The following is a 21,433-nucleotide window of genomic DNA, read 5'->3' as shown; positions in this document are numbered from 1 at the left end:
ATTGTGTCTGGTGTTAACTCGTTGCTATTCCGATCTGCCAAGCAAAGTGTCACTGCCGGCCTCCGGCCACGCTGTGTGCCCGGAGCCCGGGTTTTCACTGGCAGGCTTCGCAGTCCGGGTCGTCGATGCGGCACGCGGCGCCGTCGGTGAGCGGGAAGTCGAAGTCCTCCAGCTCGGGCACGGCGACGGACTCTTCCGGGGTGGTGGTGGCGGACATGGCCCTCCCTTGTGGACGAACGGGTTCTCCTGGGTGTAGCGCCGAAGATCGCCCCGCATTCCGTGACGCGCGCCACAGGGCGGTCGGTGCTCGAGGAGCCGCACGAGGTCGGTGATCGGTTGTCCGCGCACATCGGGACGATGTCCGTGTTCGCGGGCGGCTTCGCGGGTAGTCCTCTCCCGGACGATCACCGAGCCGGCGTAAGGGGGCTTTTCGTGCCGCAATGGGTGGCGGCGGGGTGCTGGGGCCTCGTCGGCGGGATCGCGCTCGTGCTCGGCGCCGCGGTGGCCTGGTGGGTGCGGGTTTCGCGGCGGGTGGTGGCCGGGATCATGGCCTTCGGGGCCGGGGTGCTCATCTCCGCGCTCGCCTTCGACCTCGTCGACGAGGCCCAGCGGTCCGGCGGGCTCTGGCCGACCGCGGGCGGCTTCCTCGGCGGTGCCGCGGTGTACGTCCTGATCAACGTCCTGCTGGCCCGCCGGGGAGCCCGGCACCGCAAGCGGTCCGGCGACCAGCAACCGTCCGAACAGGACACCGCGGGCAGCGGGGCCGCCATCGCCGTCGGTGCCCTGCTCGACGGCATTCCCGAATCCGTCGTGCTCGGCGTCTCCTTGCTCGGGGGCGGCGGTGTCGGGATCACCGTGCTGGCCGCCGTGTTCATCTCGAACGTCCCGGAAGGGCTGTCCAGCGCCGCCGGCATGAAAGCCGCCGGTCGCAGTGCCCGGTACGTCTTCGGCGTCTGGACCGGCATCGCGGTCGCCAGCGGGGTCGCGGCCCTGGTCGGCAACCTGCTGCTGCGGACCGCGTCCCCGGCGACCGTCGCCGCCATCACGGCCGTGGCCGCGGGGGCGATCCTCGCGATGATCGCCGACACGATGATCCCCGAGGCCTTCGAACGCACCGAGCTCTACACCGGCCTGCTCGCCACCATCGGCTTCCTGACCGCGTTCCTCATCGGGCACGCCGGCTGACGACGACCGCGACCACGACACCGGCCGCGGTGAACACCGCCGTGGCCACCGGGCTCAGGTACTTCGACAGGCTCGGCGCGCTGCTCGGCCCGGCCAGCCACAGCGTCAGCGCGGTGGCGTAGACCGCGGCGAGCCCGGCGGCCCACCAGCGGTGGACCCGCCGGCGCAGCGAACCGATCAGCACGACGGCGATCGGCAGACCGGACAGCAAGGCGAACTGGCCGGCCACCAGGACCGGGACGGCCCAGGCCGCGACGAGCACGGCCTTCGAGGTGCGAGGCGGGGTGGTGACAGTCATCGGATTCCCTTTCCGCGGGCTTCGGCGGTGGTCTTGAGGTCGGCGAGCCAGGCGTCGAGCCCGGGCGCCAGGTAGCGGAGGGCCGTGGCGGGGTCGGCTTCGATCTGGGCGCCCGTCCAGCTCTCCTCGGTGCGGACGAGCACGCCGCCCCGCACCGGGGTGAACGTCCAGACGTGCACGCCACGGTCGATGCGCAGCCCGTCGCCGATCGCCGGCCCGGTCCAGCGGACGCACCGGCCCGGCTGCACCTGCCCGACCGTCGAGGTGATGACCAGGGTGGTCGCCGGGGTCGTGGGCGTCGGCGGTGCGGGCGTGGTCCAGCGGAACCGCGAACCCGGCCGCAGCGGACCCGTGTCGAGCTTCTTCGCGCTGGTGACGGCCGATTGCCACGCGGGCCAGCGCGCCACGTCGGTGTGCAGCTTCCAGACCGCGGCGGCCGGCGCCTCGACGAACGTTTCGGACCGGTGGTGCAGCTGCGCGGCCGGGTCGATGCCGGCGCCCCGGCAGGTCGGAGCGGGGGTGGCCTCGGCGACGGCGGCGGTGCCGGTGAGTCCCGCGGTCACCGCGAGCGCGAGCAGTGCCGAACGGATCATGGTGGTCTCCAGTTTGTTAGTGGCTATCGTGACGGTTAGAAGTTATAACCGACATCGCGTGAGTGTCAATAGGAAAAGTGATAGCCTCTAACGGTGATGAGCGAGAGCCCGCGAGAGCGTTATCGAGCCCAGGTGCGCGAGGAGATCAAGCGCCACGCGTGGGAGCAGATCGCCGCGGCCGGCGTGCCCGCGCTGTCGCTCAACGCGATCGCCAAGCAGGTCGGCATGAGCGGCCCGGCGCTGTACCGGTACTTCGCGAGCCGTGACGAGCTGATCACCGCGCTCATCCGCGACGCCTACCGCAGCCTCGCCGACACCGTCCGCGCGGCCCGCGACGCCGGAGCGGGCGTGTCCGGGCTGGCGGCCACCATCGGCGAGTGGGCGCGCAGCGATCCCCAGCGCTACTTCCTCATCTACGGCACGCCCGTGCCCGGCTACCACGCACCCGGGGACACGACCGCGATCTCGTTCGAGGTCATGGCCGTGCTGATCGAAGCCTGCGCCGAAGAGGCGGGCGACGAGCCGCCGACCCCCTTCGACGTCCACCTCGAAACCCACCGCGCCTGGGCGGGCGACCACCCGGCGCGACCCGCGGTCCTGCACCGCGCGCTGTCCTTCTGGACCCGCCTGCACGGCGTGCTCTCCCTCGAGCTGGCCGGCCACTTCGCCGGCATGAAATTCGACCCGGAGCTGCTGATCACCGAGGAACTGGCCGCGCTGGAGCGGTCGTGATCACCCGGTCTGTTCGCGGATCCAGTCCGCCACGACGTCCACCCGGGCGATCGTCTCGGGCCCGGGCTGCGGGCACGGCGGTCCGGTGTTGACGATCGCCACCAGCGTCGCGGTGGCGTCGTCGTCGGAGACGAAGAACGGGCCGCCGGAGTCCTCGGGGCACGGGCCGTTTTCGACCGTGCGCTTGCCGACCGGCTGGGCCTCCAGGGTCGCCTGGCCGATGCCCGACACCGTGAAGCGGCCGCGCTTGAGGTGGTCGGACGGGCCCAGGACGGTCGCCGAGAGCGAACCCCAGCCGGCGAACTGGAGCTGCTTCCCGACCGACGGCCGGGTCGTGGCCAGCCGCACCGGGGTGATGTCCTCGACCGGGCTGCCCAGCTTGGCCACCGCGAGGTCGTTGACCGGCGACTGCCGGACGTCGACCACCTCGCTCGTGTAGCCGCCGGGATCGCTGTCCTTCAGCCGCCCGACGGTGACCTTCATCGTGTACGGCGGCCGCCCGCCGATCCGGGTGTCCTTCAGGTCGTGGAAGCAGTGCCCGGCGGTGACGATCCACTGCGGCGCCACCAGTGACCCGCTGCAGGCGCCGCTGCGCACGCCACCACCCGGGACGGGGATGTCGTCGGAGGTCAGCTTCGCGTTGAACGGCAGGACCGGGTTCGGTGCGGGCCGGGTCGACGTGGCCACCGGAGCCGGGGCCGGGGCGGCCGTGTCGGGCAGGCTGTTCCCCCCGGCCGCGGCGGCCAGGACGGGCCCCGCGACCGTCAGTCCGGTCACGGCGTGGGCGAACGCGAGGCCGGCGCCCGCCAGCACCGCGACCGCGACCGCTCGTGCCCGGAACTGCCGTCGTCGATCCGAAGAGGTCCTCACACTCTTAATGCACGGGTGAAAGCCCGGAATGGTTGCGAGAACCGGACGGCACTTGCATCCGCGCCGGTCAGCCGCGTCGCCGGCCGGCCGGTTTCGGCGCCGCGATCGCCGGCCACAGCACGGACACGACCGCTTCGGGGATTTCGTCCCGGCTCTCGCCCCGGTGGAAGGCGGCGAAGTAGCTGCCGAAGCAGAGGGTTGCGATGGTGTGCTTGTCGATGCCGCTTCGGACCGCGCCGCTCTCCTGCAACTGGGAGAGCACGTTCTCGACGAGGGTGACCCGCGGTTCGACGGCGTGCTCCCGCAGGATCCCGAGCAGCTCGGGGGTGCGGATCGCTTCGCCGGCGAAGTTGCCCATGAGGACCATGGCGTCCGGGTTGAAGTACGCGGGATCGAGCCGTCGGACGGCTTCGGTGAACGCTTCCCGCGGGTCCAGCGCGGTCAGGTCGACGGTGTAGGAGTCGCGCTGTTTGCGGAAGCCGTAGTCGAGCGCGTCGACGACGAGCTCGAACTTGGTGCGCCACCGCCGGTACAGCGTCGGACGGCTGACTTTCGCGTCGGCCGCGATGTCGCCGATCGTCATCAGGGAGTAGCCGTCGCGGACGAGGCGTTCGCGCGTGGCCAGGATGATCGCCTCGTCGAGCGCGGCGTCGCGGGGGCGCCCGCCGGGCTTCGGCGCGGCTTCCTCGTCGCTTGCTGACGCCATGGAGGAAGCCTAGCCGATCCGTTACGGCACGTGACCGTAACGACCGCGCCCGGCGGGTCACGCCGTCAGGGGCGTTGCCCCACTTCGTCGACGTAGGTCTTGACCGTCACCGCGGTGTCGGTCGTGCCCAGGAACTGGTACGTGGTGGCGTCGAAGACCAGCACGATCGGCTGCGCTTTCGGGCTCGAGCCGGGGGGCATCGGGAATTCGATCCCGACCCCCGGGCGGCCGGCGCCGTCGGTGACGTGGTCCCGGGCCGTCAAGCCCGGCACCCGCGCCGCCGCCTCGAACAGGGCCGCGTACGACGCCGGCTGGAGGACCTGCTCGTAGGCCAGGTTGTAGACGGCCTTGCCGATGTAGCCGGCCCGGCCGGCGCGATCGGCTTCCTTTCCGTAGAGGTAGGCCAGCATCGCGTCGGCCGTCGTCGGCAGGTCCGTCCGGTAGACCGTCTTGGGCGTGCAGTCCTCGAGCATCCCTTCCTTGCGCGGGTCGTTCGTGCCGTACATCGGCGCCTTGCCGTTGCGGCAGCCCCCCACCTTGATGCTGCCGATCAGGCTGTCGCGGGTTCCGTCGATCGAGAACCAGACCTCGCGGATGTGGTGGTCGGGCTGCTCCGTCTTCACGTAGAGAAACTGGTCGGGGCGCGGTGGCTTGGCCGGTTCCTTCAAGGCCGTGCTCGCCGCCTCGGTCAGCACCTTGACCGGGTCGGCGTGCGCGACGCCGACCCCGACCCCGCCGACCTGGTCGGCGGGGGCCAGCGCGACGACGGCGGTGATCGCGGCGGCCAGGCCGGCCGAGGCGCCGGCGAGCCAGAACCAGCGGCGCGGCCGGTGCCGCCGCTCACCGCGGGCGGCTTCCAGGAGCCGCTCGCGGGCCGGGGTGAGGTGCTCCGCCGGGGCGAAGCCGACGGTTTCCGCGCGGGTGCGGATCAGGTCCAGTTCATCCATGACCGGAGGTCTCCTTCACGAGGTCGAGGGCGCCGAGCTCGGCGCGGACGCGGCCGCGGGCTCGGTTCAGCCGGGATTTGACGGTGCCGACGGGAATGCCGAGTGCTTCGGCGACTTCCTGGTAGGCCAGGCCTTCCGCGGCGACGAGCAGCAGGACGTCCCGTTCGCGGGGCCGCAGGGCGGCGAGGGCCCGGTCGAGCCGGGTGCCGAGGGCCTGGGCGCTGACCTGGTCGGCGACCCGGTCGGCGTGCCCTTCCTCGGCGGCGGGCGGGCCGACGGCGAGCCGGAGCTTCAGCTCGCGCACTTCCGTCCGCCGCTGCCGCGAGACGAGGTTCGTGGCGATGCCGTAGAGCCACGGCCGCGCGTCGGGCCGGTCCGGGTCGAACTTCGCCCGCTTGTCGAAGGCGATCAGGAACGTGTCCGCCAGGACGTCGTCGGCGGTCGCCGGACCGAGGCGCCGCACCAGGTAGCGGTGGATGTGCCGCGAGTGGCGGTCGAAGATGACCGCGAACAGGCTCGGTTCGTGCCGCGACCGCGCGATCACGCTCGCGTCGTCGTCGGAATCGGGGTCTTCCGGGGTCATCGCCCGCCTTTCGGTCCAGCCAGTGTCATCGGCTGTTCTCAAGCGGTGCGGGGCGGGTTCCGGAATCGGCGGGAGAAGTGACCCAGGTCACTCAGTGGCAGTCGGCGGCGGTGTCGCCGGTCGCGAGCATGCGGCGGTTCGCCTCGCCGAGGCCGTCGGCCAGCGCGTGCAGCTGGTCCGGGGTGAGGACGTCGATCAACAGCTCGCGGACCAGCGCCACGTGCCCGGGCGCGGCCTGCTCGAGCAGGGCCATGCCTTCGTCGGTGAGCACGGCGTAGACCGCGCGGGGATCGCTCTCGCACGCGCGGCGGCGCACCAGGCCGGCCCGTTCCAGCTGGCCGATCTGGTAGGTGAGCCCGCTCTTGGAGTTCGACACCGCGCAGGCGAGCTCGGCCATCCGCAGTTCGCGATCCGGGGCTCCGCTGAGCCGCGCGAGGATCACGTACTGGAGGTGCGAGATCCCGGAATCCTGCTTGAGCTGCTGGTCCAGCCGCCGGTTGAGCAGCTCGTAGGTGCCGAGGAACGCGTTCCAGGCGCGCTTCTCCTCGGCGTTCAGCCACCGTGGACGACCCATGTCACAACGGTACCTGTTGTTCAAATTCGAACTCAAGGGGTACGGTGCGATCAAGGTTCAAATTTGAACGGAGTCGCCATGATCCCCGCCGCCACCGTCCGCACCCGGGTGCGGGTCCCGCTGCGCTTCACCGACGGCTACTCGGCCACGGCCGAAGTCGTCACCTTCGACGGCCTGGCCGACGGCGCCGAGCACCTCGCGCTGGTGTTCGGCGACCCGGCCCGGCCGTTGGTGCGGATGCACTCCGAATGCCTGACCGGCGACGTCTTCGGTTCGGCCCGCTGCGACTGCGGGCCGCAGCTGCGCGAGGCGGTGGAACGGATCGACGGCGCCGGCGGCGTCCTGCTCTACCTGCGCCAGGAGGGCCGGGGCATCGGCCTGTACGCCAAGCTGGACGCCTACGCCCTCCAGGACGCGGGCCTCGACACCTACCAGGCGAACACCGCGCTGGGCCTGCCCGAGGACGCCCGCGACTACACCGCCGCGGCCCAGATGCTCGCCGCGCTCGGCATCGCCGAGGTGGACCTGCTGACGAACAACCCGGACAAGGTCCGGCAGCTGCGCGATCGCGGCATCACGGTCGCTGGGACGGTGCCCACCGGCGTGCACGCGACCCCGGACAACCTGCGGTACCTCGACGCGAAGGTCCGGCACACCCAGCACACCCTGGCCCTGCCCGAGCTGGCCGGCTGACGGCGTTTCCGCTGGTGGGGTCGCGAGCCCGGTGCCCGCGGCGAGCCGGGTCCGCCGCGGCGTGGTCCGGGGCATCGGCGGGCGCCGGGTGCCGCCGCCGGTCGCGGGCTCGGCCATAGCGTCGGTGGCGGCGCCGGCCGGCCTCAGCGGCGTGAAGCCACCGTCGCCAGCTGCTCGTTGATCTCCGCCAGCAGCTCGGTGGCCGCGTCGCCGAGCGCGGCCAGGTCGGCCAGGGTCGTCTCCTCGGTGGTCACGGGCACAGCTCTTCCTCCACGGCCTCGTGGCGGGCGACGACGGCTTCGGCGAACGCGGTGTGCACGCGCAGGTACTCGTCGCGGCCGACCGCCGTGTCGGCCCATTCGTGCCAGCGGATGTGCGCCTCGGCGACGTCGACCTTCGCGGCCGCCGCCACCGTGGCGGGGGAGGTCCCGGCGAGGATCGCGTGGTGCATCAGGGACGGCGAGGAGCGCCGGGCGAGCTCGGCCAGCGCGGCGAGGCGGCCGAGTTCCGCGAGCGTGTCGGACGTGACCGGACGCGGGCGCGGCCGGGGCACCGGACGCGAGTTCCCGAGGTTGTCGGTCAGGACGCTGGTCATGCTGTGCCGACCTTTCCCCATCCGACCACAGCCACGGCCGAATGACTTCGCAGCACGGTTGCGTGCCGCGCGGGGGGTCGGCCTTCTTCTGGTCGACTTGGCAAAGTGACTCCTGAGGCGGAAAGCAGCTGAAGCAACCCGAACGGCGGATGTTTACCCCGGCCGAGCCGGGGTAAACGCCGCCGCTGGTGATCTCCGTCTCACCGCATCGGGTAGGTCACCCGGACGAGTGGCCCACCCGGACTCAGCTTGCCCGGACCGCCCCGCAGTGCCACGGGATCCGCTGCGGCCGCACGCTTTCCAGCGTCGGGACGACCGGGGCGATCGTGCCGTCGCGGCGGAACGTCAGCTTGTCGATCGTCGTCTCGCGGTGGGTGCCGTCGCCGCCCGGGATGCCGAAGCGGTGGTAGGCGAGGTACCAGTCGTCGGTGCCCGGGACCTGCAGCATCGAGCTGTGCCCGGTGCCGAGGACACCCAGGTGGGCGTCCTTGCTCAGGATCAGGCCGCGGTTGGTGAACGGCCCGGTCGGGCTCGGCGCCGTGGCGTAGCCGACGCGGTAGTCCGGGCTGCGGGTGTCGTCGATGGACCAGCTGAGGTAGTACGTGCCCTTGCGCTCCACCATGAACAGCCCCTCGCGGAAGTCGTCGAGGCCGGTCAGGCGGGTGATCTTCGCGGGGTCGTAGGACACCATGTCGGCGTTGAGCGGGACGACGTAGGCGTTGCCGTTGCCCCAGTACAGGTACGGCTGCCCGGTGTGGTCGAGGAACACCGCCGGGTCGATGGCCTGGCCGCCGTCGGGGTTCTGCGCGATCAGCGGCTTGCCGGAGTCGACGAACGGGCCGGTCGGGGAGTCGCTCACCGCGACGCCGATCTTGGCCTCGGCGCAGAAGTAGAAGTAGTACTTCCCGCCGCGCTCGGCGATCGTCGGCGCCCAGGCGTTCTTGTCGGCCCAGCTGACGTCCTTGCCGAGGTCGAGGATGACGCCCTCGTCCTTCCAGTCGACCAGGTTCTTCGACGACCACGCCGAGAACTTCGTCCCGCTCCAGCCGTCGAAGCCGTCGGTGGTCGGGTAGAGGTAGTAGGTGTCGCCGAACGCGACGATGTTCGGGTCGGCGTGGTAACCGGGCAGCACCGGGCTGCGCACCTCGTGCGCCTCGACCGTCCACACGCGACGGTCGCCGCCGGCGCCGGTCACCGTGAACTGCTTCGGCGAGCCGAGGTTGACCGGCTTCCCGTTGTCCGGCTTGATGGTGGCCCCCGGCGCCAGGCCGAACTTCGGAGCGAGCCGGCGCAGGTCGGTGCCCGGCTTGACCGGCAGCACGACCGTCCCGGCGCCGGCGTCGATGACGGCCGGCGTCTTGAGCACGTCGAGCTGCACCGAGCGGATCGCGGTGCTGTTCGACGGGAGCGTGGCGACCTCGGTCCCGGACAGCGCCCGGTTGTACAGCCGCACGTCCTTCATCTTGCCGGTCAGGGTCTTGTCGGCCGCGTACACCGACCGGCCGAGGTAGTTCGCCGCCGTGACGCCGCCACCGAGTTCCGCCGGCTTGATCGTGGCGTTCGCGTTGCGGCCGACCTCGACGCCGTCCAGATACAGGACCTCCACGCCGTTGCCGACGGTCAGCGTCACGTTCTTCCACACCCCGCGCGGTAGCCCGCCGCCGGAGTCCGTCGCCTGCTCGGTGGTCCAGTTGCCGGTGGCGATGGCGCCGCGGAAGCCGCCGCTCGCCGTACCGCCGGTGGTGAAGAGGTAGCCGTTGCCGGTGCCGTCCTTCGCCGTGTTGCCCAGGCCCCACAGGAAGTACGGCGTCTGCTGGTTCGGATCGACCAGGACGTCGGCCGACACGGTGGCCGCCGCGGCGCCGGTGAGCAGGTTGTTCGGCAGCTGGACGTGCCCGTTCTTGCCGCCGAAGGCCAGCGCGCCGCCGCTCCAGGAGACGTCACCGGCGAGGGCGCCGTCGTAGCCGTGGCCGGTGGTGTCGGCCGCGACCGTGCCGGACTTCGCGTCGAGCGGCCAGTGCGCGACCAGGCCCTTCGCGTCGGCCTTCGGCGGCGCCGGGGGCGCGCTCAGGCGGTTCATCTCGGCCTGGGTGACCGGCAGGACCGTGCCGTGCCGCGGCGACGCGGGCAGGTGCGCGCCGGCCGACATCGTCCACTTGCCCGAGCCGAGGTCGGTGGTCTCGAACGGGACGTAGCCGCGGCCGCCGAACTCGTCGATGAACAGGTACCACTTGTTCTCGGTGTTCGACTTGAACCCGGTCGGGCCCTCGCCCGCGGACAGGCCGGGGCTGGTCGCGGTGGCCTTGCCGATGCAGTCGGCGACGAAGCCGTAGTGCGGGTCCAGGAGGTCGGTGGCCTTCTCCTCGGTGATGAACTTGCTGCACGGCGTCGAGGAGGTGTTGTTGCGCTCGTCCTTGGTGAACCGGTAGTAGGTGTCCTGGTTCTTGAGGACCGTCGAGTCGATCACCGAGTAGCCGGGGTCGATCCAGACCTGCGGCGCGCTGAAGGTGCGGAAGTCGCGCGTGGTCGCGTACATCATCCGGTTGTAGCTGTCGCCGAGGTGGTTCGGGTCGTTCTCGGCGTACAGCTTCGACGCCCAGTAGACGACGTACGTGCCGCGCTTGGCGTCCCAGAACGCCTCCGGGGCCCAGGTGTTGCCCGCGGTCGGCGGGGACACCTGGACGCTGCGCTGGCGCGACCAGTGCGCCAGGTCGGTCGACTCCCAGACCATGATCGACCGGCTGCCGGTCCGCTGGGCGGCGTCCCAGCCGCGGCCGGCGTAGATCCGCAGGTCGGTGGCGAGCAGGTAGAACTTGTCGCCGTCGGGGGAGCGCAGGATGAACGGGTCGCGCACGCCCAGCTCGCCGAGACTCGACTTGAGCACCGGCCGGCCGTTGTTGAGCTCGGTCCAGTTCAGCGGGTCGTTGCCCTTGCTCAGCGCCGAGTAGATCTGCTCGCCGTTGGAGGTGCCTTCGCCGGTGAAGTAGAAGAAGCTGTAGCCGGCCAGGGGTTCCTGCGCGGGCTTGGGGACGACGGTGGCGGTGAACCGCCGCGTGGTGCTCTCGCGGCCGAGGCTCACCTTCGCGGTCAGGACGACCTTCGCGCGCGCGGCGCCGGTCGCCGGCCGGGTGACCTCACCGGTCGGGGTGATCACCGACGGCGCGGACGACGTCCAGGTGACGCTCGTGCCGTCCGGGCCGCTCGCCGGCAGCGTGAGGTTGCCACGGACGTCGTCGAGGTCGGGCACGGACAGCGTGCTCGCGGCGGCGCGCAGGCCGGGACCGGTGTCGGCGGAGGGCGCGGCACCGGCGCCGGCACCGCCGAGGGGGACGAGTGCGGCCGCGACGGCCAGCACGACGCCGAAACGGCGCGGGGAGAACAACTTCATCGTTGTCGGTTCCTTCGGGGCCTGCGCATGTTAACGTTAACATGATTCGGGTACGCTGACTCTAGGTCGGCGCGGTCCCGATGGTCAAGAGTCTTCGGGCTGGTCGGCGAGCAGCTCCGCGATCGCGTCGCGCGGGTAGGGCGTCTTCCGGCTCTCGGTGTGGAGCGCGAAGTAGAAGTCGTTGACGACGGCGGCGAGCGGGGCGTACCGGCGGAGCAGTGGTGCCTGGTCCGGCACCTCCCCGGCGGCGCACGCGCGGACGAAGTCGTTGCGGGTACGGGCATCCGGCCACGCGCGCAGGCCGCGGACGTGCCGGTTGAGCAGGTGGGTCAGGACGTAGGCCCGGTCGTGACCGTCGTGGTCGGCGAGGAACTCCGCTTCGGCGTCCGAGAGGTCGAAGCTCGCGGCCACGGTCAGGCCGAAGTCCGTGAGGAAGAGCCGCTCGCCGTCGGTGACGATGTTGGCGAAGTGCGCGTCGAAGTGCTGGACACCCCGCGCGGTCAGGAATCCGGTGATGTGCCGCAGGTCTTCCTCGAGCGGCAGGTCGTCCCCGGGCCACTCGGCGAGGCTGTGCGGCAGGTACTCGAGGAACAGCACGAGGTCGCTGGTGGCACCGGCCAGCGCCGCCAGCCGCCGTCGCACGCCGGGGTCGCCGTGCCAGAACGCGACATCGGCCTCGATGTCGGCCTGCGGGCGCGGCCGGCCGGGCCGGATCCGCCAGTGGTGCAGCAGCGGGAAGTTCCCGCACTCGCCGCCGCGGACCCAGGCGGACGTCATCAGGTGCGCTTCCAGTTCGCGCCAGGCTCCGCCGCCCGCGGACCCGACGCCGTAGTGCGACCACGGCGGCAGCCCGTAGAGGTCGGCCGTCGAGTGCGGGTTCGCCAGTTCGACGTCGGTGAGCGGGACGCGCTTGACGAAGACGGGCTCGCCGGCCACCTGCAGCAACCAGGACGACCCGCCGATGCCGGTGCCGAGCGGGCGGGCCGTGGCCAGGAGGTCGTCGCCGGCTTCCGTCAGCGCGGCGGCGATCTTCTCGTCGCGGGCGAGGCGGCCGGTCATGCGCGCACCAGCGGCAGGTAGACGTCGTCGACGATCCCGACCAGGATGTTGTCGTCCACTGTGGCCAGTCCGTGGGTGAGGTATTCGTTGCGCAGCAACACGAGAGCCACGGTGGCCACGCGCGGGTTCCGGGCGGCCGGCCGGGCTTCGCCGCGCGCCACCGCCTGCTCGACGACGGTCAGCCAGGCCGCGGTTCCGCCGGAAGCGGCCTGTTCGTGCAGCTGCTCCCGGAGCTCGGGTTCGTCGCCCACGCCGGTGAGGAGGCTGCGAAGGGCGCGCGCGGCGGGCGAAGTCTGACCGCAGTTGATCGCCCGCAGCATCGTCAGCGCGTCTTCGCGGAGGCTGCCGGTGTCGGGTGGCTTCAGGGTGTCCTCGGCGAGGTGGCGGTAGGCGGCGACGCCGAGCGCGGCGCGGTTCGGCCAGCGGCGGTAGATCGCGTTCTTGTTGGTCCCGGCGCGCCGGGCGACGCGTTCCATGGTCAGACCGGGGTAGCCGGCGTCGGCGAGCTCGGCCGCCGCCGCGCGCAGGATCGCCTCCTCCAGCTCGGTGCCCCGGCGCCGGGTCTTCGGTGTCGCCATGGCACCATCCTACGGTACGGTACGGACCGTACCTTAAACCTGCCGGGAGGAAGACATGCGAGCCAAGGGGATCGGCTACGACACGGGGATCGAGGTCCGCGGGCGCGTCAACCGCCCGTTCGACCCCGGCCTGGTCCGCCGCGAGCTGGCGATCATCCGCGACGACCTGCACTGCACGGCGGTGCGGCTGATCGGCACCGACCTGGACCGGATCGAGTTCGCCGCGCGCGAGGCGGCCGCGCTCGGGCTGGAGGTGTGGTTCTCGCCGTTCCCGTGGGACCTCGGCCCGGAGGAACTCCTGGACCTGTTCGCCGACGGTGCCGCGCGGGCCGAACGCCTCCGCGAGGAAGGCGCCGAGATCGTCTTCGTCACCGGCGCCGAGCTGAGCCTGTTCTGCCACGGCTTCCTGCCGGGCGGCAGCATCACCGAGCGCCTGGACAACCTCCTGGCGACGCGGGAACTGGTGGCCGGGCTGCCGGAACGGACCAACGCGTTCCTGGCCCGCGCGGCCGAGGTGGTCCGCGCCCGGTTCGGCGGCCGCGTCACCTACGCGGCGATTCCGCTGGAGCGCGTCGACTGGACTCTGTTCGACATCGTGTCGGTGGACGCGCACCGCTCGAAGGAGGTCGAGCACATCTACCGCGAGGGCGTCCGGAGCCTGGTCGCGGCGGGCAAACCGGTGGCGATCACGGAGTTCGGCGTGACGCCCTACCGGGGCGCGGCCGACCTCGGCGCCCGTTGCGGCGAAATCCTCGAGTACGAGGACGACGTCCCGGTCCGGCTGAACGGCGACTACGTCCGGGACGAACAGGAACAGGCCCGCTACCTGCGCGAACTGGTGGACATCTTCATGGCGGAAGGCGTCGACGCGGCCTTCGCCTGCACGTTCGTCTGCTACGGGCTGGTGCACCGGGCCGATCCCCGGACCGACCTCGACATGGCGAGCTGGGGCGTGGTGAAGGTCCTGGAAGAGCGCTCGGGGGAGACGTACCCGGACGTCCCGTGGGAGCCGAAGGCGGCGTTCGGCGCGCTGGCCGAGTGCTACGCCTGAGCCGGTGAGCAGTCCGATGAATTCTTGGCCAACCGCGGCCGCATCCGGGTCGGCGTTGACAGAAGGCGGGGTCTCTTCTAGGTTCATAGCGCAAGACATCGGATGACCAGCCCGCTTCCGGGCCCGTCCGCCGGCCGATGTGCACCCCTGCCGTACTCCGTCAGGAAGGACACGCCGAAGATGCCGGAATTCCCCCGCCGGACGGCTCTGCGCTCGCTCGCCGTCTCCGTTCTCGCCGTCCCGATCGTCCTGGGCGCGGCCGGTCCCGCCCACGCGGCCCCGCTGTGGCACCCGGACCCCGTCGCCGACGGTCTGAAGGCCTTCGAGGGCATCGAAGCCGACCGGGGCCACCACCACCCCGACCGCAAGTACGTCGTCGTCGAAGGCGACCACTACCGGTTCACCATCTGGAAGGACGACCGCGACACCACCGGCGGCGGCGACCGCCAGCGCACCGAATCGAAGGGCATGGTGCAGAACGGCACCACGCTGAAGATGCACAACGGCGAGACCTGGACGCTGTCCTACGAGATGTACATCCCGGCTTCGCTGCACGGCACCAGCAAGTTCACCCACATCTTCCAGACGAAGACGCCGTCGACCAACGGCGGGCCGTGGGTGACGCTCGACCTGACCCGCAGCGGCAGCAAGGAAGTGCTCAACGCCCGCGCGTACGCCAACTCGGGTTCGCCGAGCATCGCGGCCACGGACCTGGCGCCGCTGCGGGACAAGTGGATCACCATCGAGTGGACGTTCACGCCGGGATCGAAGGGCAAGGCGGCCTGTGTCATCCGCAACGGCACCGGATCGGGTGCGCCGGTCGCCGCGCAGGGCAGCATGAGCAACGTGAACCTCCCCGACCAGGGCGACTACGTCCGCCCGAAGTGGGGGATCTACCGGTCGGTGCAGAGCGCGTCGTCCGACATCCTCGACACCTACCTGCTGTTCCGGAACTTCACGGCGGCCCGCAAGTAGGTGCGCGTTCGCGGAACCAGGGTGACACTGGCGGCATGAAGGTCGTCGACGGGTACCCCGGCACACGCCGCCCGTCGACGACCGCCCGCTACGTCGGCCCACCGCCGCTGCGGCGCGGTCCGGTGCTGGTCACGGCCGCTTTCGCGGCCCTGGGCGGTGCGCTGATCCCGGCCGCTTCGGTGGCAGCCCTCTGGCGGCTTTGGCAGTTCTACGCGATGCTGTTCGCCCTCTTCGCGGTGGTCGAATTCATCGCCTTCATCGCTGTTTTCGGGTGGCCGACGCGCAAGACCGCGCACGCCGGGGCGGTCACCGCGGCCGCCGGCCTCGCGCTGTGGGTCGCGAGCCGGCCGCTCGGGCTGCTGACCCGCCTCGACCCGTGGCAGCCCGCGGACACCGTCCTCGGCTTCGCCGACTACATCGCGGCCGCTCTGCAGGTCATCGCCGTCTTCGGCTTCCTGGTCGTGGCACGGCGGGGAGCGCACCCGCGGCCGTCGGCACCGCGGCGGGTGGCGGCGTGGATCGTGCTGTTCCCGGTGCTGCTGCTGGTGCTCGTGGCCGGTACCGCGGGCACGATCGCGGCCGGCGACCGCATCACCAGCCCGGCCGCTTCGACCTTGCTCGACGGCAGCACCGTCGAATACTGCCGCGCGGACGGGATCCCCCTGGAAATGGACCTCACCCGCCCGGCCGTGCGTGGCGCCCCGGTGGCGCTGTTCCTGCACGGCGGCGGCCTGATCGCGGGCAATCGCAGGCTCACCGGGCCGGGCGCGCTGCTGGCGGGGTCGCGGCTCGGGCCGCTGCGCGACGCATTGACGGCCCGTGGATTCGCCGTCGCGTCGATCGACTACCGCCTCGCCCCCGCCGCCCGCTGGCCGGCCCCCTTGGACGACGCTCGCTGCGCGGTCCGGTTCCTCAAGGCCAACGCCGCGGAGCTGAACCTCGACCCGGCCCGGATCACGGCGGTCGGGACGGGCGCGGGCGGCACACTGGCGTCCCTGCTCGGAGTGGCGGGAACGCCGGAAGTCCGCGCGGTGGCGGCGATCGACGCTCCGGCCGAATTCGACCTCGCGGGCCAGGACCCGCTGACTCGCGCGTCGGTATTGGCGGCGTTGGGCCGCTCCCCGGCGACGCTGCGCGAGGCGAGCCCGCTGACGTACCCGGGCACGGGCGCCCCGCCATTCTTCATCGCGGGCGGCCGCAAATCGGCGGAGTTCGCGAACCGCCTGCGCACGGCGGGCGTCCCGGTGACGGCGGGCAGCGGCGATCCGGCCGAGGTGGCCCGGTTCCTGGCGACGGCCACCGGCACACCGACCCCATGACGACGGACGATCGCCGGAGCGGCGGGCCGATCTCTGGCGGCCACCACGTGATCGTCGACCGCGTGGCTTGACCTGGAGCGCGCTCCAGCCTCTAGCGTGAGGTCACGCCGACCGAATCGTCAGGAGAATGCTTCATGGAGCTCGGTTTCCACCTTCCCATCTTCGACATCGACGGCGGGACCACCGCCATCGCCGGTGAGCTCGCCCGGGTGGGCGCCGCGGCGGAGGAGGCCGGGGCGACCTGGCTGTCCTTCATGGACCACTACTTCCAGATCGAGCCCACCGGCCTGCCCGCCGAGGCCAACATGCTGGAGGGCTACACGACGCTGGGGTTCCTCGCCGCGCACACGTCCCGGATCGAACTCGGCCTGCTCGTCACCGGCGTCACCTACCGGCACCCCGGCCTGCTCGCGAAGATCGTCACCACCCTCGACGTCCTTTCCGGCGGCCGGGCGGCGCTCGGCATCGGCGCGGCGTGGTTCGAACGCGAGCACCGGGGCATGGGCGTGCCGTTCCCGCCGGTCGCCGAACGGTTCGAGCGGCTGGAGGAGACGCTGCGGATCTGCGCGCAGATGTGGGACCCGGCGGACAACGGGCCGTTCGAGGGCAAGCACTACCAGCTCGCCGAGACGTTGTGCGCGCCCCAGCCGATCAGCCGGCCGAAGGTGCTCATCGGCGGCGCCGGCGAGCGCAAGACGCTGCGGCTCGTCGCCCAGTACGGCGACGCGTGCAACCTGTTCGCTTCGTCGCCGTCGGACGTGGAGCACAAGCTGGACGTGCTGCGCCGCCATTGCGACGACGTCGGCCGCGACTACGCCGCGATCCGCAAGACGGTCCTGGCCAACAACCCGCGTCCGACACCGGAAACCCGCGACGACTTCGTCCGCTCGATGGAGGACTACGCGAAGCTCGGGATCCAGCAGGCGATCGTCACGCCGACGACGGGTTCGCCGGCCGCGTGGATCGAAGGCATGGCACCGGCCGTGCCGCAGATGGCCGGACTGGGCTGAGCCTTTACCGCGCGCTAACCCCGGCCCTGGTAGTCAGGAACCGGACCGGCGGACCGCCGGCTCCGGGTGAGCTGCACCCTCTTGGTCCACAGTGGACACTCTCTGGTCGTTTTTCCTTTCCGGTGAACCATTCCCGGTGTGGTGCCGTGTGTCCCGGTGAGGTGGCGACCAGAGAGGAGGGGCTCGATGCCCCACGTGCGCAGTACCGGACGACACCGCAAACCGGCGACGATCGGGCTGGTCGCGCTGCTGGGAGTCGCGGGAGCGACCGCGACGGCGATCGCGCTCAGCAGCCCGGCGAGCAACGCGGCCACGGAAAGCTGCGGCGGCCTGGACACGGCGCTGCAGAACAATTTGACGTTCATCGCGGGCCAGCAGGAGGCCCCGGACGCCCAGTCGGCGGCGAGGATAGCCAACCGCCAGGCGGTGGTGGACCAGATCGAGCAACGCCGAGCAGCAGCGGGCTGCGACGGAGCGGTGGCGGCCAACGCGGTGGCGGCGGAGTGCGCGGCGGTGGTCCAGGCCGGCCGGCAGGACAAGGCCGCGGAGAAGAAGCAAGCCGACCGGAACGCGGCCGAGGGCAACGGCAAGGCGAAGAACGGCAAGGCCGCCGAGCAGGGTATGGCGGGCGAGAACGGGATGGCCGGCGAGCAGGATATGGCGGGCCAGAACGGGATGGCGGATCAGAACGGGATGGCCGGCGAGCAGGGTATGGCGGGCCAGAACGGCATGGCGGATCAGAACGGTATGGCCGGCGAGCGGGATATGGCCGGCCAGAACGGGATGGCGGATCAGAACGGGATGGCCGGCGAGCAGGATATGGCCGGCCGGAAGGGGATGGCGGGCCAGGAAGCCGAGGCGCAGGACGGATCCGCCGCCGCCGACGGCAAGGCAAAGAAGAACAAGGCCGCCGAGAAGAACGCCAAGGCCGCTCAGGACGCGGCCGCCCAGGCCGATGCGGCGGGCGTGGCTTGCGGCGTGGTCGAGAAGTGTGTGGCGCAGGCCGCGGGAGTCGCCGACGCCAACGGCATGGCCGACCAGAACGGCATGGCGAACGGCAACGGCGCGGCCGAGCAGAACGGTGCCGCCGAGCAGAACGGCATGGCCGACGAGAACGGCGCCGCCAAGCAGAACGATATGGCCGGCGGCAACGGCATGGCCGACGAAAATGGCATGGCCGACCAGAACGGCATGGCGCAGCAGAAGGGCGCCGCCAAGCAGAACGGCATGGCCAACGAAAACGGCATGGCCAACGAGAACGGCATGGCCGACCAGCAGGATGCGGCCCAGAACGCCACCGCCGCGGAGCAGAACTGCGCGGCCGTCCTCGAGTGCGTTGCCCAGGCCGGCGCCGACCAGAACGGGGCCGCCGCCGAGCAGCAGAACACCGCCGCGGCCGAAAATAAGAACAAGGTCGAAAACAAGAACAAGAACCAGGCCGACGCGGCGGAGCAGGCCGCCGCTGTCGCGGAGAAGTGCGTCGCCGAAGCAGCTCAAAAGGCGACCGCCACCGCCGGCAAATGAGACCAGGAGGGTGTGCACCGGAAGCGGGCCGGTGCGCACCCTCCGTCACTTCGCCACCCGATCCGGTGACCCTCGGGAACTTTCGGCCGCCGTCGTTCGTTCACCCTGTGCACCCCAGTAACCTGGGGCCCGCACCCGACGACCGACGACAGCACGAGGCTTCAGTGACCACCGACCCGGCGGCCGAGGACCTGCGCGAGGCGGCCGACGAGCTCGCCGTCGCCGGGCAGCTCCCGCGATTCCTGCTGATGTACAAGTTCGCCATCGAAGAGCTGATGACGAAGCTGCGGATCCTCAGCGAGGAGTTCGACTTCGTCCACCAGCACGACCCGATCGAGCACATCACCAGCCGGGTCAAGCGGCCGGAGGCCATCAAGGAAAAAGTGCGCCGCCGGGGGCTCGGCGGCGACTGGGTGTCCGCCGCGCACGTCCTCGACGACATCGCCGGGATCCGGGTCGTCTGCCCGTTCGTCTCCGACGTCCACGAGGTCGCCCGGATGCTCACCGCGCAGGACGACGTCGAGCTGCTGCGCACCAAGGACTACATCGCCAAGCCCAAGGCCAACGGCTACCGCAGCCTGCACCTCATCGTCCGCATCCCGGTCTTCCTCTCCGACCGCGTCGAAAAGGTCAAGGTCGAGGTCCAGCTGCGCACCATCGCCATGGACTTCTGGGCCGCGGTCGAGCACAAGCTCTCCTACAAGTACCGCGACAGCGTCCCGGCCGACTTCGCCGGCGAGCTCGCGGCCGCGGCCCGGACCGCGGCCGACCTCGACCGGCGCATGGCCGCGCTGCACGAACGGATCCGCTAGGGCTCGCCCAGCGCGTCGAGCATGATCCGCAGCCCGAACTCGAACTCCGCTTCGTGGTCGCACACCGCCAGGTAGGGCGCCGCCACGGCGACCGCGGGCAGGCCGGACCGCTCGAGGTCCGCGAGCCGCTGGACGCTGCCGCCGAACGTCGGCGCCGCCTCGACCTCGCGCATCAGCGTGCCGATGAGGAACGCCAGCACCGCGCGCAGCCCGTGCACCGCGCGGTCCGGCGGAAAACCCGCCGCGAGCAGCGGCGCGAGCACCGCCTCCACCGGCGCCAGCGCCGTCATCGACGCGAGCCGGCGGGTCAGCACCAGCGGGGCCGCCCGCGGGTGGTCGAGCAGCGCGGCCCGGAACCCGTGCGCCAGCGCCGACATCGTCTCCCGCAGACCCGCCTCGGCCGGCGGCTCGGGGATCGCGGCGAGCAGGACCTCGGCGATCCCGTCCAGCAGCGCGTCCTTGCCGTCGACGTGGTTGTACAGGCTCATCGGGTCGACGCCGAGGCGCCGCGCCAGCTTGCGCATGCTGACGGCGTCCAGGCCCTCCTCGTCGACCAGGGCAAGCCCGGCGAGCAGGATCCGTTCGCGCGACAAGACGCCCTGGGGCGGCCGGCCCCGCCGGGTCGTCACGGCGTGAGCACCGCGGGGAGGTTCTCGTACCCGCGCAGGATGCGCGTCGACCGGCGCCGGCCGCCGGGCAGCACGCGCAGGCCGGGGAACCGGTCGAAGATCGTGCGCAGCCCGATCTCGCCCTCCATGCGCGCCAGCGACGCCCCCAGGCAGTGGTGGCGGCCGGCGCCGAACGACACGTGGTCGCGCGCGCCGTCGCGGGTGACGTCGAAGACGGCCGGGTCGGCGAACACCCCCGGATCGCGGTTCGCGCCCGCCAGCACGGTCGTGACCAGCGCGCCGCGGGGCAGCGGAACCCCGGTGACCTCGGTCGCGCGGGTGGCGACCCGGCCGGTCAGCAGCACCGGCGGGTCGTACCGCAGCACCTCCTCGACGGTGTTGGCCCACAGCTCGGGCCGTTCACGCAGCACCGCGAGCTGCCCGGGGTCGGCCGCGAGCAGCGCGATGCCGCTGCCGAGCAGGTTGACGGTCGTCTCGAAGCCGGCCGCCAGCACCAGGCCCGCCGTGGACTTCAGCTCCGTCTCGGTGAGGCCGACACCGCCGTCGCGGGCGGCGACGAGCTTGCTGAACAGGTCGTCGCCGGGGTGGCGGCGCAGGTGGTCGAGGTGCTCGCCGAGCCAGGTGTCGAACTCGGCCAGCGCGGTCTCGACGTGGCGGAACGTGCGCCAGCCGAGCCCGAGGTCGAGGCTGGGTGCGGCGGCCGCGCCGAGCGAAAGCACCTTGCCGAGGTCGGACGGCGGCACGCCGAGGATCTCGCTGATGACCGTCACCGGCAGCAGCCCGCAGTAGGACTCGACCAGGTCGAGCGGGGCGCTGGGGTCGAGCCCGTCGAGCAGGCCGTCGGCGATCTCCTGCACCCGGCCGCGCAGCTGCTCGACCGCGCGCACGGTGAACACGCCCGTGACCAGCTTGCGGTACCGGGTGTGCTCGGGCGGGTTGACGGCCAGCAGCGACGGCGGCCGCACCGGGTGCAGGTGCTCGCCGGCCGACCACTCGACGAGCCGGCCGAGCGCGGAGCCGTCCGAGCCGATGACGCCGACGCGGAAGTCTTCGCTGGCCAGGACCTCGCGGACGGCGGCGTGCGTGGTGGTCATCCAGCCGAACCGGGTGCGTGCGAGCGGGCCGGCACCGCGGATCTCCTCGAACAGGCCGGTCAGGTCCCGCCCCTCGGCCGCGGCGACGACCATGCGGCCCTGCAGGTCACCGCGCTTGGCCTCGCGCCGCAGCACGGTGCGGGGGAGTGCGTGGCCGAGGCCCCAGCGCACCACGGGTTTCGTCCAGGACAGGGCTCCGGTCATGACATCCCCTCCGG

At 71.7% G+C, this 21,433-nt stretch carries 23 protein-coding genes; 9 read left to right on the top strand and 14 right to left on the bottom strand.

Annotated features, from left to right (window positions below):
- Window positions 1-94: 94 nt before the first annotated feature.
- On the bottom strand, window positions 95-217 hold the full coding sequence (locus tag ACWEVN_RS15370; RefSeq protein ID WP_255410490.1) for a hypothetical protein: 123 nt from the start codon (window positions 215-217) through the stop codon (window positions 95-97).
- A 215-nt stretch (window positions 218-432) separates the two neighbouring features.
- Here ACWEVN_RS15370 and ACWEVN_RS15365 point away from each other — a divergent pair, with 215 nt between their 5' ends.
- Window positions 433-1,185, top strand: coding sequence for a ZIP family metal transporter (locus ACWEVN_RS15365; protein ID WP_452051654.1), 753 nt, complete (start codon window positions 433-435; stop codon window positions 1,183-1,185).
- Here the strand turns inward: ACWEVN_RS15365 and ACWEVN_RS15360 are convergent.
- Window positions 1,166-1,483 (bottom strand): hypothetical protein, encoded by a 318-nt coding sequence (locus ACWEVN_RS15360; protein ID WP_452051653.1) that lies wholly within the window; start codon window positions 1,481-1,483, stop codon window positions 1,166-1,168. The two genes, ACWEVN_RS15365 and ACWEVN_RS15360, sit on opposite strands and share 20 nt — an antisense overlap.
- Window positions 1,480-2,076: an SRPBCC family protein gene (locus ACWEVN_RS15355; RefSeq protein ID WP_452051652.1), complete on the bottom strand. Its 597-nt coding sequence runs from the start codon at window positions 2,074-2,076 to the stop codon at window positions 1,480-1,482. The genes ACWEVN_RS15360 and ACWEVN_RS15355 overlap by 4 nt, the downstream gene beginning before the upstream one ends.
- Before the next feature lie 96 nt (window positions 2,077-2,172).
- On the opposite strand from ACWEVN_RS15355, the gene ACWEVN_RS15350 reads away from it, so the two are divergent.
- A complete protein-coding gene (locus ACWEVN_RS15350) occupies window positions 2,173-2,808 on the top strand; it encodes a TetR/AcrR family transcriptional regulator (RefSeq protein ID WP_452051651.1) in 636 nt (211 codons plus the stop codon).
- On the opposite strand, the gene ACWEVN_RS15345 is transcribed toward ACWEVN_RS15350, so the two are convergent.
- The 5 genes from ACWEVN_RS15345 to ACWEVN_RS15325 form a co-directional block, all read right to left on the bottom strand.
- Window positions 2,809-3,678, bottom strand: coding sequence for a S1 family peptidase (locus ACWEVN_RS15345; RefSeq protein ID WP_452051650.1), 870 nt, complete (start codon window positions 3,676-3,678; stop codon window positions 2,809-2,811).
- 67 nt (window positions 3,679-3,745) lie between these two features.
- Window positions 3,746-4,384 (bottom strand): TetR/AcrR family transcriptional regulator, encoded by a 639-nt coding sequence (locus ACWEVN_RS15340; protein ID WP_452051649.1) that lies wholly within the window; start codon window positions 4,382-4,384, stop codon window positions 3,746-3,748.
- A 65-nt stretch (window positions 4,385-4,449) separates the two neighbouring features.
- Window positions 4,450-5,331, bottom strand: a complete 882-nt coding sequence (locus tag ACWEVN_RS15335; RefSeq protein ID WP_452051648.1) for a CU044_5270 family protein — start codon at window positions 5,329-5,331, stop codon at window positions 4,450-4,452.
- A complete protein-coding gene (locus ACWEVN_RS15330; RefSeq protein WP_452051647.1) occupies window positions 5,324-5,914 on the bottom strand; it encodes an RNA polymerase sigma factor in 591 nt (196 codons plus the stop codon). Before ACWEVN_RS15330 ends, ACWEVN_RS15335 begins: the two co-directional genes overlap by 8 nt.
- A 91-nt stretch (window positions 5,915-6,005) precedes the next feature.
- Window positions 6,006-6,488, bottom strand: coding sequence for a MarR family winged helix-turn-helix transcriptional regulator (locus ACWEVN_RS15325; RefSeq protein WP_452051646.1), 483 nt, complete (start codon window positions 6,486-6,488; stop codon window positions 6,006-6,008).
- 78 nt (window positions 6,489-6,566) lie between these two features.
- On the opposite strand from ACWEVN_RS15325, the gene ACWEVN_RS15320 reads away from it, so the two are divergent.
- Window positions 6,567-7,181: a GTP cyclohydrolase II gene (locus tag ACWEVN_RS15320; RefSeq protein WP_452051645.1), complete on the top strand. Its 615-nt coding sequence runs from the start codon at window positions 6,567-6,569 to the stop codon at window positions 7,179-7,181.
- Between the two features lie 250 nt (window positions 7,182-7,431).
- Here the strand turns inward: ACWEVN_RS15320 and ACWEVN_RS15315 are convergent, their stop codons facing one another.
- From ACWEVN_RS15315 to ACWEVN_RS15300, 4 genes are all read right to left on the bottom strand, one after another.
- Window positions 7,432-7,776, bottom strand: a complete 345-nt coding sequence (locus tag ACWEVN_RS15315) for a hypothetical protein (RefSeq protein WP_452051644.1) — start codon at window positions 7,774-7,776, stop codon at window positions 7,432-7,434.
- Between the two features lie 244 nt (window positions 7,777-8,020).
- On the bottom strand, window positions 8,021-11,164 hold the full coding sequence (locus ACWEVN_RS15310; RefSeq protein WP_452051643.1) for a family 43 glycosylhydrolase: 3,144 nt from the start codon (window positions 11,162-11,164) through the stop codon (window positions 8,021-8,023).
- Window positions 11,165-11,248: 84 nt separating this feature from the next.
- Complete coding sequence (locus ACWEVN_RS15305; protein WP_452051642.1) at window positions 11,249-12,223, bottom strand: hypothetical protein; 975 nt, start codon at window positions 12,221-12,223, stop codon at window positions 11,249-11,251.
- Complete coding sequence (locus tag ACWEVN_RS15300; protein ID WP_452051641.1) at window positions 12,220-12,801, bottom strand: TetR/AcrR family transcriptional regulator; 582 nt, start codon at window positions 12,799-12,801, stop codon at window positions 12,220-12,222. The genes ACWEVN_RS15305 and ACWEVN_RS15300 overlap by 4 nt, the downstream gene beginning before the upstream one ends.
- Before the next feature lie 55 nt (window positions 12,802-12,856).
- Between ACWEVN_RS15300 and ACWEVN_RS15295 the strand changes: the two genes are divergently transcribed.
- From ACWEVN_RS15295 to ACWEVN_RS15270, 6 genes are all read left to right on the top strand, one after another.
- A complete protein-coding gene (locus ACWEVN_RS15295) occupies window positions 12,857-13,852 on the top strand; it encodes a hypothetical protein (protein WP_452051640.1) in 996 nt (331 codons plus the stop codon).
- A 180-nt stretch (window positions 13,853-14,032) separates the two neighbouring features.
- Window positions 14,033-14,827: a hypothetical protein gene (locus ACWEVN_RS15290; RefSeq protein WP_452051639.1), complete on the top strand. Its 795-nt coding sequence runs from the start codon at window positions 14,033-14,035 to the stop codon at window positions 14,825-14,827.
- A 35-nt stretch (window positions 14,828-14,862) separates the two neighbouring features.
- Complete coding sequence (locus ACWEVN_RS15285; RefSeq protein ID WP_452051638.1) at window positions 14,863-16,146, top strand: alpha/beta hydrolase fold domain-containing protein; 1,284 nt, start codon at window positions 14,863-14,865, stop codon at window positions 16,144-16,146.
- A gap of 134 nt (window positions 16,147-16,280) precedes the next feature.
- Complete coding sequence (locus ACWEVN_RS15280) at window positions 16,281-17,156, top strand: LLM class F420-dependent oxidoreductase (protein WP_452051637.1); 876 nt, start codon at window positions 16,281-16,283, stop codon at window positions 17,154-17,156.
- A 186-nt stretch (window positions 17,157-17,342) separates the two neighbouring features.
- The gene (locus ACWEVN_RS15275) at window positions 17,343-18,680 is read left to right on the top strand and encodes a hypothetical protein (RefSeq protein ID WP_452051636.1); all 1,338 of its coding nucleotides are present in this window, start codon (window positions 17,343-17,345) and stop codon (window positions 18,678-18,680) included.
- Between the two features lie 164 nt (window positions 18,681-18,844).
- Complete coding sequence (locus ACWEVN_RS15270) at window positions 18,845-19,492, top strand: GTP pyrophosphokinase (protein ID WP_310975426.1); 648 nt, start codon at window positions 18,845-18,847, stop codon at window positions 19,490-19,492.
- Here the strand turns inward: ACWEVN_RS15270 and ACWEVN_RS15265 are convergent.
- Window positions 19,489-20,121, bottom strand: coding sequence for a TetR/AcrR family transcriptional regulator C-terminal domain-containing protein (locus ACWEVN_RS15265; RefSeq protein ID WP_452051635.1), 633 nt, complete (start codon window positions 20,119-20,121; stop codon window positions 19,489-19,491). The two genes, ACWEVN_RS15270 and ACWEVN_RS15265, sit on opposite strands and share 4 nt — an antisense overlap.
- Window positions 20,118-21,419 carry a cytochrome P450 gene (locus tag ACWEVN_RS15260; RefSeq protein WP_452051634.1) on the bottom strand — a complete coding sequence of 434 codons (1,302 nt, stop codon included), beginning with the start codon at window positions 21,417-21,419 and terminating at the stop codon, window positions 20,118-20,120. The genes ACWEVN_RS15265 and ACWEVN_RS15260 overlap by 4 nt, the downstream gene beginning before the upstream one ends.
- Between the last annotated feature and the right edge of the window lie 14 nt (window positions 21,420-21,433).

Source organism: Amycolatopsis sp. NPDC003861, assembly GCF_053605405.1.
The sequence above is the reverse complement of the archived record's forward strand: the minus strand, read 5'-3'. Positions and strand labels throughout refer to the sequence as shown.

What these genes read in the sequence shown, in the direction of transcription:
- ACWEVN_RS15370 (WP_255410490.1), bottom strand. Translation starts at nt 217, where the DNA reads ATGTCCGCCACCACCACCCCGGAAGAGTCCGTCGCCGTGCCCGAGCTG.
- ACWEVN_RS15360 (WP_452051653.1), bottom strand. Translation starts at nt 1,483, where the DNA reads ATGACTGTCACCACCCCGCCTCGCACCTCGAAGGCCGTGCTCGTCGCG.
- ACWEVN_RS15355 (WP_452051652.1), bottom strand. Translation starts at nt 2,076, where the DNA reads ATGATCCGTTCGGCACTGCTCGCGCTCGCGGTGACCGCGGGACTCACC.
- ACWEVN_RS15350 (WP_452051651.1), top strand. Translation starts at nt 2,173, where the DNA reads ATGAGCGAGAGCCCGCGAGAGCGTTATCGAGCCCAGGTGCGCGAGGAG.
- ACWEVN_RS15340 (WP_452051649.1), bottom strand. Translation starts at nt 4,384, where the DNA reads ATGGCGTCAGCAAGCGACGAGGAAGCCGCGCCGAAGCCCGGCGGGCGC.
- ACWEVN_RS15335 (WP_452051648.1), bottom strand. Translation starts at nt 5,331, where the DNA reads ATGGATGAACTGGACCTGATCCGCACCCGCGCGGAAACCGTCGGCTTC.
- ACWEVN_RS15330 (WP_452051647.1), bottom strand. Translation starts at nt 5,914, where the DNA reads ATGACCCCGGAAGACCCCGATTCCGACGACGACGCGAGCGTGATCGCG.
- ACWEVN_RS15325 (WP_452051646.1), bottom strand. Translation starts at nt 6,488, where the DNA reads ATGGGTCGTCCACGGTGGCTGAACGCCGAGGAGAAGCGCGCCTGGAAC.
- ACWEVN_RS15320 (WP_452051645.1), top strand. Translation starts at nt 6,567, where the DNA reads ATGATCCCCGCCGCCACCGTCCGCACCCGGGTGCGGGTCCCGCTGCGC.
- ACWEVN_RS15315 (WP_452051644.1), bottom strand. Translation starts at nt 7,776, where the DNA reads ATGACCAGCGTCCTGACCGACAACCTCGGGAACTCGCGTCCGGTGCCC.
- ACWEVN_RS15310 (WP_452051643.1), bottom strand. Translation starts at nt 11,164, where the DNA reads ATGAAGTTGTTCTCCCCGCGCCGTTTCGGCGTCGTGCTGGCCGTCGCG.
- ACWEVN_RS15305 (WP_452051642.1), bottom strand. Translation starts at nt 12,223, where the DNA reads ATGACCGGCCGCCTCGCCCGCGACGAGAAGATCGCCGCCGCGCTGACG.
- ACWEVN_RS15300 (WP_452051641.1), bottom strand. Translation starts at nt 12,801, where the DNA reads ATGGCGACACCGAAGACCCGGCGCCGGGGCACCGAGCTGGAGGAGGCG.
- ACWEVN_RS15295 (WP_452051640.1), top strand. Translation starts at nt 12,857, where the DNA reads ATGCGAGCCAAGGGGATCGGCTACGACACGGGGATCGAGGTCCGCGGG.
- ACWEVN_RS15290 (WP_452051639.1), top strand. Translation starts at nt 14,033, where the DNA reads ATGCCGGAATTCCCCCGCCGGACGGCTCTGCGCTCGCTCGCCGTCTCC.
- ACWEVN_RS15285 (WP_452051638.1), top strand. Translation starts at nt 14,863, where the DNA reads ATGAAGGTCGTCGACGGGTACCCCGGCACACGCCGCCCGTCGACGACC.
- ACWEVN_RS15280 (WP_452051637.1), top strand. Translation starts at nt 16,281, where the DNA reads ATGGAGCTCGGTTTCCACCTTCCCATCTTCGACATCGACGGCGGGACC.
- ACWEVN_RS15275 (WP_452051636.1), top strand. Translation starts at nt 17,343, where the DNA reads ATGCCCCACGTGCGCAGTACCGGACGACACCGCAAACCGGCGACGATC.
- ACWEVN_RS15260 (WP_452051634.1), bottom strand. Translation starts at nt 21,419, where the DNA reads ATGACCGGAGCCCTGTCCTGGACGAAACCCGTGGTGCGCTGGGGCCTC.